Source organism: Methylotenera sp. G11, assembly GCF_000799735.1.
In the GTDB taxonomy this organism is placed as follows: domain Bacteria; phylum Pseudomonadota; class Gammaproteobacteria; order Burkholderiales; family Methylophilaceae; genus Methylotenera.
On sequence record NZ_JUHH01000001.1, the window covers coordinates 1,536,266 to 1,555,709 of the forward strand.

Consider the following 19,444-nt stretch of genomic DNA (forward strand, 5'->3'; position numbering starts at 1 on the left):
ATTCACGCACACCAAGCGCTCCATATTGGTGCGCAAATTTGCGTAATGCACCAATATGGAGCAAAAATCATTGCGACACTTAGCACATGCTCACAAATCCGCATGGGTTTAATGCTTTTGAGATTGGCACGTTTCCTGCTACTCTACTGAGTTAAATTTAATTGATTTTTATAGTTTTACTTACACTTTAATTTAAACCACACCATCCTAGGAGATTCTAAATGTCAGTGGCTAATGTAATGAAAATGGTAAAAGAAAACGACATCAAATTTGTCGATTTTCGTTTTACAGACACTCGCGGTAAGGAACAACACGTCACTGTGCCTGTTTCTCACTTCAATGAAGACAAGTTTACAGAAGGTCACGCTTTTGATGGCTCATCAATCGGCGGCTGGAAAGGCATCCAAGCATCAGACATGCAATTGATGCCTGATCCTTCAACAGCCAACATCGATCCGTTCATGGACGAGCCTACACTGATCCTGACATGCGACGTAGTTGACCCTACCGATGGCAAAGGTTACGACCGTGACCCACGTTCACTGGCAAAACGCGCTGAAGCCTACCTGAAATCAACTGGACTGGGTGACACTGCTTACTTCGGTCCAGAGCCAGAGTTCTTCATTTTTGACAGCATTCAATGGGAAGTTGCAATGAGCGGCTGCTCAGTACGCATCAACTCAGAAGAAGGTGCATGGGCATCAAACGAGAAATTCGAAGGCGGCAACACTGGCCACCGTCCTGGCGTTAAAGGCGGTTATTTCCCAGTGCCTCCTGTCGATTCATTGCATGATATCCGCTCAGCAATGTGTTCAACATTAGAAGCGATGGGCGTGCCTGTTGAAGTGCACCACCACGAAGTTGCGACTGCCGGCCAATGCGAAATCGGTACTAAATTCAGCACCTTGGTTCAACGTGCTGACTGGACCCAAATCCAGAAATACGTGATCCTGAACACAGCGCACGCTTACGGCAAAACAGCTACATTCATGCCAAAACCATTCGCTGGCGATAACGGCAGCGGCATGCACGTACACCAATCAGTATGGAAAGATGGCAAGAACCTGTTCGCAGGCAACGGCTACGCCGGCTTGAGCGAGTTCGCACTTTACTACATCGGCGGTATCATCAAACACGCCCGTGCATTGAACGCGATCACAAACCCAGGCACCAACTCATACAAACGTCTGGTTCCACACTTTGAGGCACCGGTTAAACTGGCTTACTCAGCTAAAAACCGTTCAGCTTCAATCCGTATCCCATTCGTACATTCTGACAAGGCACGCCGCGTTGAAGCGCGTTTCCCGGATCCTATCGCTAACCCATACCTGGCATTCTCTGCATTGCTGATGGCTGGCTTAGACGGCGTACAGAACAAGATCCACCCAGGTGAGCCAGCAACAAAAGACCTGTACCATCTGCCACCAGAAGAAGACGCGCAAATCCCAACAGTTTGCTCATCATTAGAGCAAGCTTTAGAAGCTTTGGATAAAGACCGTGAGTTCCTGACTCGTGGCGGCGTGTTTACCGATGACTGGATCAATGCATACATCGACCTGAAAATGGAAGAAGTCAACAAAGTGCGTATTACTCCGCACCCAGCTGAATTTAGCCTGTACTACTCATGCTAAGCTGCATTCACTAGCAAATAAAAAAGGGCGAGTTTCTCGCCCTTTTTTATTGCCTGCTGCTTACGGTCAACGAATACAAGCCAGAATCGTTCTAAAAACTGATGTGGCATGCCTCACCGACAGGCAATACAGCCGCTGACTTTATTGCCTAATCCGCTCAACTCTAATAAACTAAGCCCATGAAAAAACACTTATTTTTGTTGCTGATCTCCCTTACCGTCCCAACCGCAGCAGTTGCCGAAATTTACAAACATGTAGATGCCGATGGTCGCGTCACCTATTCCAACATCAAATCCAAAGGCGCGACACGGCTGGAAATCGACCCGGATGCGAGCAATATCAGCAATGACCGCGCTAAAACAAAAAGCGGCTCCACCAGTAAACGCACTGCCACACCGGATGGCTTCCCGCGTGTAGATAAAGACATGCAGAACCAACGCGACGGCAAGCGCAGAAGTATCCTCCAGAACGAACTGGATGCCGAAAAAGCAGCGCTGGAAGAAGCTAAAAAGGCCTATTCCGAAGGCGAATCCAATCCTGAAGTTTACCGGACAGCCAACGGACAGACCTTCCGCAATGTGCCGAAATTTGATGAAAAAATGAAATCACTCAAAGAGAATGTGGATAACCACCAGAAGAATATCGAGCTACTGCAAAAAGAGCTGGATTCACTGCGTTAATCTGAGGGTTTTGCAGGAATATTTCCAGCTAAAAAACCTGTCAATTCCGTCATTCCGGCCTGCGCCGGAATGGCGCTCTCTTGGTATTTTGATTAAAGCAGGGTTGATATTTGTTTCATACGATCCAATCAATCTATTTTTAAAATACCAATTGCCTAAAAACTACGTGCAAATAGCCCCTCTCAAAATATTATCCTTATCCAACCTTATCTGGCCTGGCTTTTGCTTTATTCATAGTATGATTACTGAAACTTCGAGTGCATTAATACTATGGTTCAAAAAACGCCAGACCATTTTGCCGGGTTAGAACATTTAGCGACAGCAATAATATTGCTCGATCACAACTGCCGCGTGGTTTACGTTAACCCCGGGGCCGAGATCATTTTTGCTTTCAGCGCCACTCAGATCATCGGGCTGCACATCGGTGATGTTTTCCCTAACTGCGATATCCTGATGATGGCAGTTAACAACGCCATTCAACAACAAAGCCCTTTCCGTGAACATGAGTTCAACATCAGCACACACCGCCATAACTCTTTTGCGGTTACCTGCACCGTCACGCCGATTGAATCACCTGCCGCCAGCCTGATCCTGGAATTTCAGCAGATGGATGCACAACTGCGCATTGCGCGTGAAGAACGCATGCTGATACAACAGCAGGCGAATGCCGAACTGCTGCGCAACCTTGCACATGAAATACGCAACCCGCTTGGCGGCCTGCGCGGTGCGGCCCAGTTGCTTGAACACGAACTACCCTCACCCAGCCTGCGTGAATATACGCAAGTCATCATCAAAGAGGCTGACCGTCTGCAGGCATTGATGGACAGGCTGCTGATTCCGCACCGGGTACCCAAATACCAGCCCACCAATATCCATGAAGTGCTGGAGCGCGTAAGAAGCCTGATACTGGCTGAATCCCCCCAGTCTGTCATCATCAGGCGCGATTATGACCTGAGCCTGCCGGAACTGATCGGCGACCGGGAAAAACTCATCCAGGCGGTGCTTAACATTGCGCGCAATGCCGTACAGGCAATGCAAACCCATAAAACACCAGGCAGCCAGATTACGTTCAAAACGCGTGCTGAACGGCAGGTAACGCTTGCCAGAAAGCGCTATCGCGTTGCAATCAAGCTGGAAATCATCGATAACGGCCCGGGCATCCCTGCGGATATACGCGACCGCATTTTCTATCCACTGGTTTCCGGCAGTGAAGGCGGTTCCGGCTTAGGCCTCACGCTGGCACAAACTTTCATCACCCAGCATCACGGCATGATTGAATGCATGAGTGAGCCAGGCAACACCTGTTTTACGATCCTGCTGCCGATAGAAACCAATGCCGTTAAAGCGGCAAGCTAATTGGCCAATGATTACAACCTGCATTACGACTTGCAAAGATACTCACTTTAAATAAGAGAACCATATGAAACCAATCTGGATTATTGATGACGACAAATCTATTCGCTGGGTTTTTGAAAAAGCGCTCGCACGCACTGATTTTGAGTTCAGGACTTTTTCTTCAATCGCGGAAGCGCTCAATGAACTGGATCATAACCAGCCACAGGTCGTGGTCAGCGACATTCGCATGCCCAATGGTTCCGGCCTGGATTTTCTAAGCGAGATCAAGCGCAGATACCCTGATATCCCAGTCATTATCATGACAGCCTACTCAGACCTGGAAAGCGCAGTGGCTGCATTCCAGGGTGGTGCATTCGAGTATCTGGCCAAACCGTTTGACGTTGACCAGGCCATAGACATCATTAAACGTGCCGTAGAAGAAAGCACCCGGCAAGCGACAGAAAGCTCCGCTGACAGCATCAGTGAAGAAACGCCGGAGATCATCGGTCAGGCGCCTTCCATGCAGGAGGTATTTCGCGCAATCGGCAGGTTAAGCCGCTCGCATGCCACGGTGCTGATCAACGGCGAATCAGGCAGCGGCAAGGAGCTGGTAGCCAGGGCGTTGCACCGGCACAGCCCGCGTGCCGACAAACCCTTTATTGCGATCAACACCGCGGCAATCCCTAAAGACTTATTGGAGTCCGAACTGTTCGGGCATGAGCGCGGCGCATTTACCGGTGCTGCGGCATCACGCCGCGGCCGCTTCGAGCAGGCTGATACCGGCTCCCTGTTTCTGGATGAGATCGGCGACATGCCGGCAGACCTGCAAACAAGGCTATTGCGGGTATTAAGTGACGGGCAGTTTTACCGCGTAGGCGGACACCAGCCGATCAAAGTCAACGTACGCATCATTGCCGCCACCCATCAGGATCTGGAGCAGCGCGTTAAGAACGGGCTGTTCCGTGAAGACCTTTTTCACCGGCTGAATGTGATCAGGTTACGCCTGCCGCCATTGCGAGAGCGTCGTGAAGACATTCCCCTGCTGATCAAGCATTTTCTGCAACACAGCGCCTCGGAACTTGGCGTGGAAGCCAAACAACCCTCTGTTGCCGCACTCAAATACCTGAGCGCCGTCAACTGGAGCGGCAATGTAAGGCAACTTGAAAATGTGTGTCACTGGCTCACAGTCATGGCACCGGGTCAAAATATCGACATTGCCGACCTGCCGCCGGAACTCAAGGAAGACACCGGCACCCCCGCCGGCAGCGCTTCATGGCAGGAAGCGCTGGCATCTGAGATTGCCGATGCACTTAACCGCGGTGAACAGAACGTCATGGAAACGCGCACACATACATTCGAGCGCATACTGATAGAAAAAGCGCTTGAACATACACACGGCCGACGCGTTGAAGCCGCAACCCAGCTCGGCATCGGCCGCAATACCTTAACGCGCAAAATACAGGAGCTAGGAATTGAAGAATAAATTGACATAAATCAGCCAATTAAATTGCTTTCTTGCGCATTTCATTTAAATATATTACATTGTATACATTGAAATACACATTAGGAGTATATGATGGAAAGCGCAGTTCTTACTTTAAGACTAAATGCAGATACTAAAAATAAATTAGATCAACTCGCCAATGCTACGCACCGCAGTAAATCTTTTCTGGCGGCCGAAGCCATCAGCCGTTATTTGGAACTAGAAGCCTGGCAGATTTCTGAGATTGAATCATCAATTAAAGAAGCTGATAACGGTGATTTTGCATCCTCCGAACAGCTATCAAAGTTAGCTAATAAATATGCAGGTTAAATGGTTAAAGCGAGCGCTGGATAATTTAGAAGATGAAGCCGAATACATCGCACAAGATAACCCTAAAGCAGCGCATGCTCTAGTGACACATGTATTCAATTCCGTTAATCAACTTACAATCTTTCCTAACCTAGGCAAAGCAGGACGTGTGTTCGGCACAAGGGAGCTTATTATCACGGACTTCCCTTACATCATACCGTACAGAGTTAAATCTGATGTGGTCGAGATACTGCGTGTTTTTCATACTTCTCGAAAATGGCCGAAACATCTATAAACACCCCAACATCACTTGTGAATATATATCAGAATGATGTCGTTGCAATGATTAACAGCCTGCTTCAGGCTGCAAACCGAGAATCGACTAAATGAATCTATACCCTACCGTTACTGTCATTGAAAATTTCTATGAAAACCCGGATGAAATCAGGAAATTCGCGCTGAAACAGAAATTCAGCTACTGCCACGAGTTAAAAGATATTGATTATGTTTACCCGGGATGCAGAACCAGGGAACTATTCGATCTGGACAAAAGCCTCTATGAAAAAGTCTGCAAGAAGCTGGTATCGGTCTTTCACAACACGCAGACTGACAATATGCGCTGGGCAATCTCAACAAGCTTCCAGGTAGTGGAAGCTAAATTCGAACGCGGTGTGCTGCATCAAGACCCCAACACTATTTTTGCCGGGGTCATTTATTTAACGCCAGACGCACCGATTACGGCTGGCACTTCATTATTCAAGCCAAATAAATCGTTTAGTGAAGAAAAATACCAGGCGGCATTAAAGCTGAACGATAAGAATTTCAGGGCTAACCTGCCTGTTTCCAGTGATTATCACAGCATGTTCGATGAAACGGTGCGTGTGAACAACATCTACAATACATTGATTATTTTCAATGCGCAGACCTATCACGCCGCCAATGATTTTTTTGGCGACAGCCTTGAAAACGGCAGAATGGCGCAAGTTTTCTTCATTAATAAGATAGATGCCATGCGGCATGATATTTTTCCGTTACAGCGGACTCAATCAATTAACATCTAAAGCACCTGTCACCTGACTCACCTTGATTCAACGTTATCACCATAACTCCGGTTTCAAGGTAAAATCGCGCTATATTTAATTCTTTAAAAAGAACTCCATGAAGCAATATACCCAACAGCAATTTAAATTCATTAATGAAAATTTCCAGCAAGGCCAGCGCGCAATGCAAATGGGTATGTTTGGACGTGCAGAAAAGTACTTTGCCGATATTATTAAAATCGCACCTGAAATTATCGAGGCACAGAATGCGCTGGCACTTACTTATGCCGCTACCAAGCAGCATGACAAAGCGGCTGCGCAATTCAAGGTTATTTTAAGGGCTAAGCCCAATGATGCACACACACACCATAATCTGGCCAACACGCTTTATGAACTCAGCCAGTTTGAGGAAGCGATCCAGCACTACCAGGCCGCACTCAAGATCAATCCAAACCTTGTAGATTCTAACATTCACTGCGGCATCGCTTACCGGGCAATCAAAAACTACGATGAGGCGATAAAATGTCTGCACCAAGCACTTAATCTAGATAAGAAAAGTGCCAGGGCATTTCACATTCTTGGTGTCATCTATGCAGAGCTCGATGATTACCCTCGCACATTAGAGTGCCTGCAAAATGCCTCTGGGTTAGCCCCAATGGACGCAGACATCAATATCAGTTATGCCGATATGCTTGCTAAGGTCGACCTGAACGGCAGCGCCGCAATCAAATACATGGATATCTGCAACAGGCACCCCAATCTATTAAAGGCATTTACATTGTTTGGCAAGCATCTCGTCAATATGCGCTATTACGACGAAGCACTGCAATGCTATGACCGCGCGCTACAATTAGGCGCTAACGGTATTGATACTTTAGACACTCTCGGTAAAATTTACCTGGGCATGGGCAACGTAGATGCTGCGATAGATAACTACAACAAAGCACTGGCAATTGAACCCAGCCGTTTATCTTCACTCATCGGTTTGGAACAGGCTTATCAAGATGACGGTAAGCTCGATAAAGCGATCAGCATTTGTGATGAAATCATAGCCACCCACGGTGACTCACCTAAAGGCTACCTGTTAAAGTCTGGAGTATTAAAATCGCAAGCCAATGATGGCATAGCTGAAAACCTGCTTAGGTTCATAAACCAAGATAATTTAGACGAATCTTTTATGGTAGATATCAATTTTGCCTTAGGCAAAATTTACGATGATCAAAAAAATTACAAGCAGGCATTTCATCATTATGCGCTAGCAAATTCAATTAAGAGCCAGAAGCTAAGCTATGATCGTGAAGAGTCTGAAGCTAGTTTCACAAAATTAATTGAAACTTACAACACGGATTTCTTTAAAAATCGTCAGACTTACGGTACTGACAGCAAGCTACCGATCCTGATTATCGGCATGCCACGCTCTGCCACAACACTGACCGAGCAGATCATATCCAGTCATCCCAGTGTACTGGGCGCTGGCGAAGTTGAGTTCTGGAGTGATACAGTCAACTCCTTGCATTACATACTAAACTCGAAGTCCAGCTATCCAGAATGCGTCCAGGACATGCTGCCTGCTCACGCGAAGGAAATCGCGGCGACGTATGAATCTACCCTGCTCAAGACTACAGGCGCCAGCGCGGCACCAGTACACATCACAGATAAAATGCCACATAATTTTATGAGTATTGGTTTAATTGCAACAATATTTCCAAATGCAAAAATCATTCATACCAAACGCGATCCTGTAGACACCTGTTTATCCATTTTTTTCCAGCACTTCAATGAGCATCACTCATACGCATTTGATCTTAGCAACCTGGGATTCTATTACAAACAATATGAACGTCTCATGCAGCACTGGCATACAGTACTGCCAGGCCGCATTATGGATATTCACTACGCAGATACCATTGCCGACCCGGAATACTGGACGCGTAAACTGATATCTCACATAGGGCTGGAATGGGACGATGCCTGTCTGGCACCACATAAACTGGAACGGTCCGTTAAAACACCATCACACTGGCAGGTCAGGCAGCCAATTTATAAAACCTCGGTTCAGCGCTGGAAAAATTATGAACCATATATACAGCCGCTGATAGATGCGCTAAATGTAAATACCAGGTAAACACCAGCCTATTCTGCCCTTAACACTCCATGAAGCTTGAGGTAATCCAGTATTGTATTGACACAGGATTCCAGCGAATCAACACCCGTGTTTACTATTAACTCTGGATTCACCGGCGCTTCATAGGGTGATGAAATACCTGTAAATTCTGCTATCTCGCCACACCTCGCTTTAGCATACAGGCCTTTCACATCACGTCGCTCGCATGCTTCCAAATCCGCATTACAGTAGATCTCAATAAACTCGCCATGCTTCACTAAGCTGCGCACACGCGCCCGGTCTGCAAGAAAAGGGGATATAAAAGCTGACAACGTGATCACGCCTGCTTCCAGAAACAACCTACTTAGTTCGCCTACTCGCCGTATATTCTCCTGCCGGTCATCTGCACTAAAACCGAGGTCGGCGCATAAACCATGGCGCACATTATCGCCATCTACCACAAACGTTCTGCAACCTAGCTCAAACAATGCCTTCTCAACTGCGTGCGCAAGTGTCGACTTGCCAGCGCCTGATAAACCGGTAAACCATAAGATTACACTTTTATGGCCGCTCTGCTGCTCACGGTGCTGCCTGCTGACCAGACCCTGCTGGTGAAAAATATTTTTGTTCATTGTCTTGTAATTATTGATTGATAGTGCACATTTTACAGCAATAAAAAAGCGGCACCCAAAGGTGCCGCTTTTAATTATGCTTCTAAATTATTACAGGGTAAACCCTGCTTTATCCTAGAAGAATAAGATCGCGCCCAGAGACACAGTTTTTGATTTACCGTCAAGTGAACCAACTTCTGTTTTAACATCTGAGTACTCAGCAACCAAGTTCAGGTGTTTTGTAACTGGGTGGTAAGCACCAACAGTCCACATTTTGTTTTCGTAATCATTGCCAGCCATTACGTCTGAAGCAGCACTGTTACCTTCAAGTTTTGATTTGCCGTATGCCAGACCCAATTTTGTACCAACTGTTGGGATTGTGTATGTACCTTGTACGTACCAGTCTTTAGAGTCACGACGTTTACCTAACGCATCGAAACCGTCACGCAGTTGCACTGTGGTACCGATACCTTTACCATCGTTGTAGTAACCTGTCAAGCCGAAGCCAGCCACGTTAACAGTAGCACCGATGTCGAATGCACGTGCAGTTTCATCACCGTTGTCGTTACCGTAGTAAGTCAGGTTTTTAACTTTTTGTGAGATCATAGATGCCCACACTTTACCTGATACATCGCCAGCCCACTCGTATGAAGCTTTAGCTTCGAATGCAGGTGATGAACCACCGCGTGAGCTGCTTGTTGAGCTGCCGAATACGCCTTGGTCAGTATATACGCCACCGTAGTAGAATGTGTTTTGGCCAACAGCTTGTGCATTCCAAGCTTGTGTTACACCCGCTGTGAATTGGAAGCCATTCCAGTTTGGTGATGTGTAAGCTACTTGTGATTTCCAGTCAGCATACACGAAACCTGTACCGATGCGGCCCAGTGTTGTTGTGTTACCAGCCAGTAAACCAGCACCTGAACCAACACCCAGCAATGTCATGTCGTTCAAGATAGCGTCTGAAGCGTAGATGCCCAGATCTTTACCTAACTTGATAGAACCCCATGATTTGTCACCGAATGTCAAGAATGCTTGACGGTTTTCTTGGTGAGCTGATTGTTTACCAGATTGTGTTGTTGAAGCACCTGGGTTGATGCTGATTGTGAAAGCAACATCCAAGTCGTTTTGACGTGTTTTACCTGAAACTGACAGGTAGTTTGGCAACAAACCAGTAGTGATGTTTGACTCAGTGCTTTCGCCTGTAGAGTTGCTACCGCCGAGTGTGTTAGCACCTTTCAAGTCACCTGATTGACGTGTAGATGTGTAGTAAGCGTTTACAACACCGCCGATGTCCAATGTCCAATCGCCAGCTGGAATGATGATACCAGCGTTAGCGCTTGAAGCTGCAGCAACTAATGCTGAAGCAACTGCTAATTTAATAGTTGTTTTCATATAAATCTCCTAAAAATTTATTGCTCTTATTACTTCGTAACCTCATCAGCTTTTTTCGTTATTGCTAACAAACAAATGAGAAAGTTTGCAAACTCCCTCAATGAACGATCAATTCATCAAGAAGGTAAGCGCTAGTATGCACAATGAAATCTGCGGATTCAACTTAAAATTGGCATTTTTGTCACAATTACTTACATTTGTTGTTATTTTGCAACAGGAGAAATCGTTGCATTGATACAACACAGCAGTAATGACGTTCAATAAAAGAACAACATCACTAGCAATATGGGCACCTGATACGGCATTTGCATACATTTCATTGCGCCGCTGATTGAAGGCCTTGCCAAACCTATTTAAGACTTACAGGTATTCTTCCACCGTGAACAGCTTGCGATGTTCACGGATTGCAAAGCGATCCGTCATGCCTGCAATGTAGTCCGCAACCGCGCGCGCTTTGTCTATCTCTGCATAGGCCTGGAACTCGCCCGGCAGCAGGCCTGTGTTATCAAAAAAAGCGGCAAACAGTTCACGCACGATACGCGCGGCTTTGGCGCTCATGCGATTGACTTTGTAATGGCGGTATAGATTTTTGTGCAGAAACTGCTTGAGCTTGAGGTTCTGCTCGGCAATACCGCTGCTGAAATTGATCAGCGGCGGCAGCCTGCGGATGTCGGCAAGGTTTTCCGGCTGGTGCAGGCCGATATTTTTTGCGCTCTGTTCGCATAAATCCACCACCAGGGTATTGATCATGCGGCGCACGGTTTCATTCACCAGCCGTTTCTGCTCCAGCCTGGGGTACAGCGCTTTTACCTCACTCAGCTTACAGGCGAACAAGTCCACTTTAGATAGCTGGTCTACCGTAATCAGCCCGGAGCGCAGGCCATCGTCAATATCATGATTGTTGTAAGCGATTTCATCCGCATGGTTCGTCAGCTGCGCTTCCAGGCTTGGGCTGGTTTTGTCGATAAAACGCCGGCCGACATCACCCAGCTGCCTGGCATTCTTGATCGAGCAGTGCTTGAGTATGCCTTCGCGCACCTCAAATGTGAGGTTCAGGCCGTCGAATTCGGCATAGCGCAGCTCCAGCTGCTCCACCACACGCAGCGATTGCATATTATGCTCAAAACCGCCGTAATCGCGCATGCAGTCATTCAGCGCATCCTGCCCGGCATGGCCGAACGGTGTATGCCCCAGGTCATGCGCCAGGGCGATGGCTTCGGTCAGGTCTTCGTGCAGCCTGAGGGTGCGCGCGATGCCCCGCGCCAATTGGGCGACCTCGATACTGTGGGTTAATCGGGTGCGGAACAGATCTCCTTCATGGTTCACAAAAACCTGGGTCTTGTATTCCAGCCGCCGAAACGCGGTAGAGTGAATGATGCGGTCACGGTCGCGCTGGAACGCATTGCGGGTAGACGAAGGCTGTTCGTCATAGACACGGCCGATGCTTTGTTCCGGGTTTGCGGCGTAAGGTGCAAGTTGCATATCATTCATCATTCAAACCCGGTTGTTGTTAAGTGAGCAAGACAGCTTTGTACGAATATCCTTAAGCCGGAAATTTATCAATTCCATACCCAAGCGCATTTTCCCTTGCCACTCAATGACAATTCACTTTGCCTGGATTCCGGCCTCCGCCGGAATGACGGTTTTTCTGATATTTTCAGCAAAATCAACGTACATGCCTGTTTCAGGCAAGCCTGTCTATAAAGATAAAGTAGCTCTGAGCTTGTCAGCGTCGTAGTCGCTGGTGATGACGGATTTACCGATACCCTGCTGCAGCACCAGCCGAATCTTGCCATCCGCCACTTTTTTATCCATCTGCATTAAATCGAGATATTTATCCGCACTCAGTTTCGGTGCATCCAGCGGTAACCGCGCTTTAGTCAGCAATGCATGGATACGCGCGACTTCAGCCGCATTCAGCCAGCCCATGCGCTGCGACAGGTCTGCCGCCATCATGGTGCCCGCGGCAACCGCTTCGCCGTGTAGCCACACGCCATAACCCATTGCATTTTCAATTGCATGACCAAAGGTATGGCCCAGGTTGAGCAAGGCACGTTCGCCGGTTTCGTGCTCATCGCGCGCGACGACTTCCGCTTTATTGCGGCATGAGCGGTAGATGGCTTCACTGATTGCATTTTCATCCAGTGCCATCAATGGCTCGATATGGGCTTCGAGCCAATCAAAAAATTCTGCATCACGGATCAGGCCGTATTTAATCACCTCGGCCATACCTGCCGACAGTTCGCGTGCCGGCAGCGTTTTTAATGTATCGATATCCGCCAGTACAACTTGCGGCTGGTAAAAAGCCCCTATCATGTTTTTACCGAGCGGATGGTTAATGCCGGTCTTGCCGCCTACAGATGAGTCTACCTGGGAGAGCAAGGTGGTTGGTATCTGGATAAACGGCACGCCGCGCAGGTAAGTTGCCGCGGCATAACCTGTCAAATCGCCGATCACGCCGCCGCCAAGCGCAATCAGGGTGGTGCTGCGCTCACAGCGATTCTGCAGCAGCACGTCATAAATCTTATTCAGCGTTTCCGTATTTTTATAGGCTTCACCATCCGGCAGGATGATCGGGATCACGCTGACGCCAGCCGCCTGCAGCGTCTGGGTCAGCTGGTCCAGGTACAGCGGCGCAACAGTCGTATTGGTCACAATGGCGACATGTTTGCGCTTCAAATGCGGCAATATCAAATTGGCATCAGTCAATAAATGGCGGCCAATGTGAATCGGGTAACTTCTGTTTGCTAAATCTACGTTAAGTGTCTGCATATCAATTAATCATCTGTTATCTGTTTATATTCTGTTTTTCTGCTCAGGCCTGCGCAGATTCCCGCAGCAGCAGCTGTTCTATATAACCGGTGATTTCAAGCGCGGACTGTGCACCGGTGTCTACAATATAATCGGCCAATTCGGTATAGATCGGGTCACGCGCTATATAGAGCTGCTCAAGTTTCTGCCTGGGATTCGCCCCCTGTAATAAAGGGCGGCTTTTGTCGTTACGCGTACGCTGGTAAAGGTCATGTACTTTTGCGCGCAGATAGATGATTTTACCGCTGTTTTTCAGGAACCGGCGGTTTTCCGGATTAAGCACGGCACCGCCGCCGGTGGCCACCACCGCATGGTCGAGCTGGCTAAGCTCCTCTATGGAGGCAGTTTCGCGTTTACGGAAGCCTTCTTCGCCTTCCAGCTCAAAAATAAGCGGAATCTTGACACCGGTCTTACGCTCGATCTCCACATCCGAGTCGTAAAACTCCCTGCCCAGCTGCTTTGCCAGCAGACGACCGATGGTCGTTTTTCCGGCACCCATGAGCCCGATAAAATAAATATTATTCAATTGTAAAACCCTTAATTTTTATCTGTTGCCAATATGCAATTCAGCAGCACATAAAACAAAATGCCCATCACTGTAATGATGGGCATTTTATGACAATCTGATGTTTCTGTCAGATTTTGCTTTTATTGCAGACTCATACGTTCATCCATGATTTTAGGCGTAATGAAGATCAGCAATTCGGTTTTATCTGTCGATAGTGATTTACGCTTGAACAGATTGCCCATGATAGGCAGGTCACCGAAGAACGGTATTTTTTCTACATCATTGCGGTCTTCCTGTTCATAGATGCCACCCAGGACCGCCGTTTCTCCGTTCGCCACCAGCACTTGCGTATTGATTGACTGCGTTTCAATCGCCGGCGCTTCAGTCAAACCGACACCGGTACGGATATATTGGCCAACCCGGTCTTTCTTGACTTCAAGATCCATGATGATCTTTTCATCAGGCGTGATCTGCGGCGTCACTTCCAGGCTCAGCACGGCGGGTTTGAACGTAATATTGGCGGCACCGCTGGCAGAACTCTGCAGGTATGGAATATCCGTACCTTGCGAGATCTTGGCCTTGCGCTGGTTTGCGGTAGTGATGCGCGGGCTGGAAACCACCTTGCCGCGCTTATCAGTCTCAAGCGCAGACAATTCCAGGTTCAGCAGCAATCCGGCTGACAGCCTGAACAGGGTAAACGCAAAGCTGCCGGCGCCTGCTTTAGTGACTGGCAGGTTCGACATCAGGTCAGGCAGGCCGTCACTGCTGGTTAAGGTGCTGTTAAGGTTATTAACTTTATCGCTGTAAATCGTATCTGTCAGGGCTGTCTGCGCTGTACCATTATGTGTACCCTGCGTAAGCGTGCTGGAGGTTAGCGTTGTCGGCCTGTTGCCTATAGTACCGCCTATCGTCGCGACGCTGCTGCCTGGCCTGCCGGTTTGTGTCACGCCAAAGCGCGCGCCCAGGTCCTTGCCGAATTTCTCATCGGCAATGACGAGGCGTGATTCAATCATCACCTGCTTCACAGGAACATCGGTCTTGTTGATGATGGCCTGCACCTGTTCCAGGTATTTAGGGATATCCTGCACAAAAACGGTATTCGTGCGCGGGTCAAGCACTGCACTGCCGCGTTTGGACAATATGCGCTGTTTAGGGTCGCTCAGGATATCCTTCAGCGCTTCTGCTTTCATGTAATTCAGTGTGAACACTTCGGTGCGCAATGGTTCTACGTCATCGATCTGCTGCTGGCTTTCAAACACCAGCTTTTCCTTGGCTGCCAGCTCTTCTGACGGGGCGACAAGAATCACATTGCCGTTCTTACGTTTATCAAGCCCTTTGCTCTGCATGATGATTTCCAGCGCCTGATCCCATGGCACATCTTTCAGGCGTAACGTCAGGTTGCCGGTTACGGTGTCACTGGTAATGATATTCAGGCCGGTAAAGTCGGCAATGACCTGCAGCACTGCACGCACTTCGATGTTCTGGAAATTGAGCGAAAGTTTCTCGCCGGCATAGCCAGGCTTGCTGCCGCGCACCAGTTTGTTCGGGTCATCCACGATCTGACGCACATCAATAATGAATTTTTTATCTGCCTGATAGGCTGAATGCTCCCAATTGCCTTTAGGCTCAATCACCATATGACCGTTTTTACCCTGCTTCATCGTATCGACATAGAGTACCGGGGTATTGAAATTAGTCACATTCAGGCGGCGCTGCAGGTTTGCAGGCACTTCTGTATTAATGAAATCGACTACAATCGTCTTGCCTTTCTGCTTGATGTTGATGCCCGCTGATGGGTCTGACAAGTCAACAATGATGCGGCCTTCGCCGTTTTTACCGCGCGCAAAGTCTACATTGTTAAGGGCGATGGGCTGGCTGCCAAGTTTAGGCTCGGAGAACCTGGTTTCCACCACTGACTCCGTTGCCGCTGCATTCGCCTGCAATGTGATCGTCACATCATTACCGTTTACACTGGTGTTGTAACCGACATTCTTAGACAAATTCAGCACCATGCGGGTACGTTCCTTGCCCTGCGCTAAAGTGACGCTTTTCAGCGCGCCCTGGTCTGCACCGATATTGCTTTTGCCTACGCCGTTAGAGACCTGAGGAAAGTCCAGCGCGATCCTGGCCGGATTGCTGAGCGTAAAGCCTGCCGGCGGGTTAGTCAGGGGCTGCGTTGTTTTCACATGAATAGTGACCCTGCCCCCTGGCAACGATGAAAAATCCACGCTTTCAATCTTATTGCCCGACGCGGATTGATCCTCAGCCAGCAATAAGCCTGAAAACATAGTCATGACAAGCAGCAAGACTGCCTGTAAAAATTTTGATATCAACATATTTGTTTTCATCGTTTCACCCTAAACCTCTTTTTTAAGACTGTATTAATACCCGCAGATCGTTTAAACATCGATACTTCAGGCTTATAAACCGTTCCGATTATTTTTTTATTCCTGCAAAGCCAAGTTTGAAGCGCGTTCTATCCAGTCACCTGATAGCTCATCCTGCACAATCTCATTCAATATGACTTCCCTATCGGTAATTTGCGTGACACGTCCGTAATTCTGTCCCACATAATTGCCGACCTTCACCTGCTGGACGACATTATCCGGGGTTTTAAGCAAGGCATAAATCAGCTTGTTCTTTGACAGCAGGCCAACATATTTCAAACTTTCAAGCGGATAGGCTTCCAAAGGTTCTTTAGGCCGGTTCAGGTTAGGCTGCAAGGCGCTTGACTTGTTCGCCGCCTTGCGCGCGCGGAATGGATCCACCAGGGTGCCGTCCGCGTTGTATTGCAATGCCGTATATGGCTTAACCTCGGGCAAAGGTTTGACCTGGGGCTTGATACCCTTGGCGGCATCCCGCATATACTGATCCAGGTCATCCCCTTCCTCACCACTGCAGGCAGCCAGGAGGACACCCAATACCAGAACCGGCAGAAGCCTGAAGCTACCGAACTGTACCTGCCTAAGATTCAAACATTGTTTCACTTAATCAGCCTTTCTTACCAGATTTTGCTTTGGCTTCTTTTTCAGCTTTCAGAGCTTTCTGCTTCGCAGCGATCTCCTCTGCGTCCAGATATCGATAGGTTTTCGCCACAGCTTCCATCACCAGCATATTGCCTGCACCGGCAGCCTTGGCATCAGCCGGCTTGCTATCCTTGCCGCTGCCTTGAGGCACCACGGCAACATTGCTGATCGTAACGATACGGGACAGCCTGGAAATGTCTGACGCAAAAGCGCCCAGGTCATGATAAGTGCCCACCACCTTGATTGCGATCGGCATTTCGGCATAGAACTCGGCTTGCGTTTCGCTGCCGGGCTTGAACAACTCGAACTCCAGCCCCCTGCTCAGTCCGGCCTGGTTAATGTCAGTGAGCAGCCCATCAATCTGCGACTTATCCGGCAGCTGCCTTAACAGCGCACCAAAAGTTTTCTCGATCTCGACCATCTGCGCACGGTAAGCTTCCAGATTGATTGCCTGGCTCTTTTTGGCAAGGAACACATCCCTTAATTGCTGTTCTTTGGCTTTTTCCTGATCCAGCGTCTCAAGTGCAGGGCTCAGCAGGAAGTAATACCCCAATGCCAGCAGCAGCACAAAAACAACCGCAAGCAGCACAGCCTTGACCGGCATAGGCAAGTTACCGGCATTCTTGATATCAATATTATTGAAATCTTCTAATTTCATGGCTTGCCCCCTTCTACTGCCTTGCCTTTTGTTGCATCAGCCTCTTCTTCCACCTGCGGGGCTTTCAGCTTTACCGTAAGGGTAAACACATTCTGTTTCTGCCCGTTTGCCGTGACAGCTTTGATTTCAACCAGCCCCGGCGCTTCCAGCCAGGCAGAAGCATTGTAGTTGCGCACCAGCGTAGCCACCCTGGCATTGGTGTCTGCAACCCCTTCAAGGGTAATCAGGTCGCCTACCTGCTTAATGCTCTTGAAATACATGCCTTCAGGCAATTGGCGGCTCAGCTCATCAAACACAATCACGGCCTGGCTGCGGTTGGTTTGCAGGTTCTCAACAACCTGCTTGCGTTCCAGCATGGCGCTGATCTGGTCCTTGAGGTCCTGGATGTCCTTGATTTCCTTATCCAGCTTCACAATCGCTGCATCCAGCCTTGCGTTCCGCTCAGTCTGGGAATCAATTTTGGCATTGATCACGGTATAAGCCATAAACACGATGGTGCTCGCCACAATCGCGGTAAAAGCTGCCATCAGGCCGAATTGACGCTGCCTGGCCTCTCTTCTGATTTGCCGGTGCGGGAGTAAATTGACGCGTATCATATCTCTATACCTCGCATTGCAAGTCCACAAGCTATCAGAAGGGCTGGTGCATCAACGGGAAGCTGCTGCGATTTCACCCTGGATCCCATTGCCATGCTGTGGAATGGGTTTGCGATTACGGTATGCACCTGGGTGCGATCCTGCACGGTCACTTCAATTTCAGGAATCGATGCGCAACCACCCGCCAGTACGATGTGGTCTACATGGTGGTATTGTGTTGAGCTGGTAAAGAACTGCTGCGCCCTGGCCACTTCTGTCGCAAGCAGCTGCACAAACGGCTGCAACACTTCACTTTCATAACTTTCGGGCAACCCGCCCCTGCGCTTGGAAATTTCCGCCTCTTCAATCGACAAACCGAACCGGCGCTGTATTTCCTGCGTAAGCTGATTGCCGCCAAAACTCTGCTCACGTGCATAGACCGGCTTGTTGTCATGCAGAACATTAATATGCATCATGGTGGCGCCGATATCCACGATCATCACGGTCTGCTCATTACCGGAATCAGGCAATTGCACCGACACCAGCGTATAGGCCGCCTCAGTCGCATACGAATCCACATCCATGACAATGACTTTCAGGCCGGCGACTTCCGCAGCGGCCACGCGGTCTTCGATTTTTTCCTTACGCGCGGCAACGATCAGCACTTCCACTTCTTCTTCCGGATTACTGGGCGCGGGTCCCAGTATCTGAAAGTCAATATTCACTTCATCCAGGGGGAACGGAATGTATTGATTAGCCTCACCCTCGACTTGCGCTTCCATGTCTTCTTCACGCAGGCCGGCTTCCATGATGACTTTCTTGCTGATGACGGCAGATGACGGCAAGGCAAGCGCGGCGTTCTTCTCACGGGTGCCCAGCAGCCTGAACGCCTGCCTGATGGCATCTGCGACCTTCTCCAGGTCTGCCACATTGCCGTCGATTACCGCTTCCGGCACCATAGGCGCAATGGCATACCCTTCCAGCTTGTAACCGCCACGACTGTCCCCAGACAACTCTACTATCTTCACTGAAGTGGAGCTGACATCAATACCAATAAGCGGAGGAGTTTTTTCTGTAAAAAGACTGAATTTCAAAATGAAATTCCTTTTCTAATTTCGTTAGTTACGAACATTTCTAATAATTTACATTAAATCCTAGCAACAAGTTTAAACCCTGTAAAGCAATTTCTTGTTTAATAAATTTAGTCATTTATACGCCACATTAAATTCACATGGAGGCTTCAGGCAATTTATAATGGCCGGATTGTATTTATTTAAATCC

Annotated in this window: 18 protein-coding genes; 8 read left to right on the forward strand and 10 right to left on the reverse strand. The window is 48.5% G+C overall.

Annotated features, from left to right (window positions below; all coding sequences use genetic code 11):
* The first annotated feature begins 221 nt into the window (after positions 1-221).
* The 8 genes from glnA (at position 222) to GQ51_RS12045 (ending at position 8,603) form a co-directional block, all read left to right on the forward strand.
* On the forward strand, positions 222-1,631 hold the full coding sequence (gene glnA, locus GQ51_RS07075; protein WP_047551552.1) for a type I glutamate--ammonia ligase: 1,410 nt from the start codon (positions 222-224) through the stop codon (positions 1,629-1,631).
* 179 nt (positions 1,632-1,810) lie between these two features.
* Positions 1,811-2,311 (forward strand): DUF4124 domain-containing protein, encoded by a 501-nt coding sequence (locus tag GQ51_RS07080; RefSeq protein WP_047551555.1) that lies wholly within the window; start codon positions 1,811-1,813, stop codon positions 2,309-2,311.
* A 270-nt stretch (positions 2,312-2,581) separates the two neighbouring features.
* Complete coding sequence (gene glnL, locus GQ51_RS07085; RefSeq protein WP_047551558.1) at positions 2,582-3,667, forward strand: nitrogen regulation protein NR(II); 1,086 nt, start codon at positions 2,582-2,584, stop codon at positions 3,665-3,667.
* A gap of 64 nt (positions 3,668-3,731) precedes the next feature.
* Positions 3,732-5,129 (forward strand): nitrogen regulation protein NR(I), encoded by a 1,398-nt coding sequence (ntrC, locus tag GQ51_RS07090; protein WP_047551561.1) that lies wholly within the window; start codon positions 3,732-3,734, stop codon positions 5,127-5,129.
* Positions 5,130-5,222: 93 nt separating this feature from the next.
* On the forward strand, positions 5,223-5,459 hold the full coding sequence (locus GQ51_RS07095; RefSeq protein ID WP_047551564.1) for a CopG family ribbon-helix-helix protein: 237 nt from the start codon (positions 5,223-5,225) through the stop codon (positions 5,457-5,459).
* Positions 5,449-5,733, forward strand: a complete 285-nt coding sequence (locus GQ51_RS07100; protein ID WP_047551567.1) for a type II toxin-antitoxin system RelE/ParE family toxin — start codon at positions 5,449-5,451, stop codon at positions 5,731-5,733. Before GQ51_RS07095 ends, GQ51_RS07100 begins: the two co-directional genes overlap by 11 nt.
* Positions 5,734-5,824: 91 nt before the next feature.
* Positions 5,825-6,499, forward strand: coding sequence for a DUF6445 family protein (locus GQ51_RS07105; RefSeq protein ID WP_047551570.1), 675 nt, complete (start codon positions 5,825-5,827; stop codon positions 6,497-6,499).
* 97 nt (positions 6,500-6,596) lie between these two features.
* Positions 6,597-8,603, forward strand: coding sequence for a tetratricopeptide repeat-containing sulfotransferase family protein (locus GQ51_RS12045; protein ID WP_052177746.1), 2,007 nt, complete (start codon positions 6,597-6,599; stop codon positions 8,601-8,603).
* Between the two features lie 8 nt (positions 8,604-8,611).
* Here GQ51_RS12045 and cysC read toward each other — a convergent pair whose 3' ends face one another.
* The 10 genes from cysC to GQ51_RS07160 form a co-directional block, all read right to left on the reverse strand.
* On the reverse strand, positions 8,612-9,214 hold the full coding sequence (gene cysC, locus GQ51_RS07115; RefSeq protein WP_047551573.1) for an adenylyl-sulfate kinase: 603 nt from the start codon (positions 9,212-9,214) through the stop codon (positions 8,612-8,614).
* Between the two features lie 114 nt (positions 9,215-9,328).
* The gene (locus GQ51_RS07120) at positions 9,329-10,585 is read right to left on the reverse strand and encodes a porin (RefSeq protein WP_047551576.1); all 1,257 of its coding nucleotides are present in this window, start codon (positions 10,583-10,585) and stop codon (positions 9,329-9,331) included.
* A gap of 360 nt (positions 10,586-10,945) precedes the next feature.
* Positions 10,946-12,067: a deoxyguanosinetriphosphate triphosphohydrolase gene (locus GQ51_RS07125; RefSeq protein ID WP_088178150.1), complete on the reverse strand. Its 1,122-nt coding sequence runs from the start codon at positions 12,065-12,067 to the stop codon at positions 10,946-10,948.
* A 216-nt stretch (positions 12,068-12,283) separates the two neighbouring features.
* Entirely contained in the window at positions 12,284-13,357 is a 1,074-nt protein-coding gene (aroB, locus tag GQ51_RS07130) for a 3-dehydroquinate synthase (protein WP_047551579.1), read from the reverse strand.
* Between the two features lie 43 nt (positions 13,358-13,400).
* A complete protein-coding gene (locus tag GQ51_RS07135; RefSeq protein WP_047551582.1) occupies positions 13,401-13,922 on the reverse strand; it encodes a shikimate kinase in 522 nt (173 codons plus the stop codon).
* 122 nt (positions 13,923-14,044) lie between these two features.
* A complete protein-coding gene (gene pilQ / locus GQ51_RS07140) occupies positions 14,045-16,240 on the reverse strand; it encodes a type IV pilus secretin family protein (RefSeq protein ID WP_047554013.1) in 2,196 nt (731 codons plus the stop codon).
* 108 nt (positions 16,241-16,348) lie between these two features.
* A complete protein-coding gene (locus GQ51_RS07145) occupies positions 16,349-16,840 on the reverse strand; it encodes a pilus assembly protein PilP (protein WP_200884441.1) in 492 nt (163 codons plus the stop codon).
* A 55-nt stretch (positions 16,841-16,895) separates the two neighbouring features.
* Positions 16,896-17,588 (reverse strand): type 4a pilus biogenesis protein PilO, encoded by a 693-nt coding sequence (locus GQ51_RS07150; RefSeq protein ID WP_047551588.1) that lies wholly within the window; start codon positions 17,586-17,588, stop codon positions 16,896-16,898.
* On the reverse strand, positions 17,585-18,184 hold the full coding sequence (locus tag GQ51_RS07155) for a PilN domain-containing protein (protein ID WP_047551591.1): 600 nt from the start codon (positions 18,182-18,184) through the stop codon (positions 17,585-17,587). The genes GQ51_RS07150 and GQ51_RS07155 overlap by 4 nt, the downstream gene beginning before the upstream one ends.
* A complete protein-coding gene (locus GQ51_RS07160) occupies positions 18,181-19,257 on the reverse strand; it encodes a pilus assembly protein PilM (RefSeq protein WP_047551593.1) in 1,077 nt (358 codons plus the stop codon). Before GQ51_RS07160 ends, GQ51_RS07155 begins: the two co-directional genes overlap by 4 nt.
* Positions 19,258-19,444 lie beyond the last annotated feature (187 nt).

Bases quoted from the DNA above. Each gene is read 5' to 3' on its own strand.
- glnA (WP_047551552.1), top strand. From the start codon at position 222: ATGTCAGTGGCTAATGTAATGAAAATGGTAAAAGAAAACGACATCAAA.
- GQ51_RS07080 (WP_047551555.1), top strand. From the start codon at position 1,811: ATGAAAAAACACTTATTTTTGTTGCTGATCTCCCTTACCGTCCCAACC.
- glnL (WP_047551558.1), top strand. From the start codon at position 2,582: ATGGTTCAAAAAACGCCAGACCATTTTGCCGGGTTAGAACATTTAGCG.
- ntrC (WP_047551561.1), top strand. From the start codon at position 3,732: ATGAAACCAATCTGGATTATTGATGACGACAAATCTATTCGCTGGGTT.
- GQ51_RS07095 (WP_047551564.1), top strand. From the start codon at position 5,223: ATGGAAAGCGCAGTTCTTACTTTAAGACTAAATGCAGATACTAAAAAT.
- GQ51_RS07100 (WP_047551567.1), top strand. From the start codon at position 5,449: ATGCAGGTTAAATGGTTAAAGCGAGCGCTGGATAATTTAGAAGATGAA.
- GQ51_RS07105 (WP_047551570.1), top strand. From the start codon at position 5,825: ATGAATCTATACCCTACCGTTACTGTCATTGAAAATTTCTATGAAAAC.
- GQ51_RS12045 (WP_052177746.1), top strand. From the start codon at position 6,597: ATGAAGCAATATACCCAACAGCAATTTAAATTCATTAATGAAAATTTC.
- cysC (WP_047551573.1), bottom strand. From the start codon at position 9,214: ATGAACAAAAATATTTTTCACCAGCAGGGTCTGGTCAGCAGGCAGCAC.
- GQ51_RS07120 (WP_047551576.1), bottom strand. From the start codon at position 10,585: ATGAAAACAACTATTAAATTAGCAGTTGCTTCAGCATTAGTTGCTGCA.
- GQ51_RS07125 (WP_088178150.1), bottom strand. From the start codon at position 12,067: ATGCAACTTGCACCTTACGCCGCAAACCCGGAACAAAGCATCGGCCGT.
- aroB (WP_047551579.1), bottom strand. From the start codon at position 13,357: ATGCAGACACTTAACGTAGATTTAGCAAACAGAAGTTACCCGATTCAC.
- pilQ (WP_047554013.1), bottom strand. From the start codon at position 16,240: ATGTTGATATCAAAATTTTTACAGGCAGTCTTGCTGCTTGTCATGACT.
- GQ51_RS07150 (WP_047551588.1), bottom strand. From the start codon at position 17,588: ATGAAATTAGAAGATTTCAATAATATTGATATCAAGAATGCCGGTAAC.
- GQ51_RS07155 (WP_047551591.1), bottom strand. From the start codon at position 18,184: ATGATACGCGTCAATTTACTCCCGCACCGGCAAATCAGAAGAGAGGCC.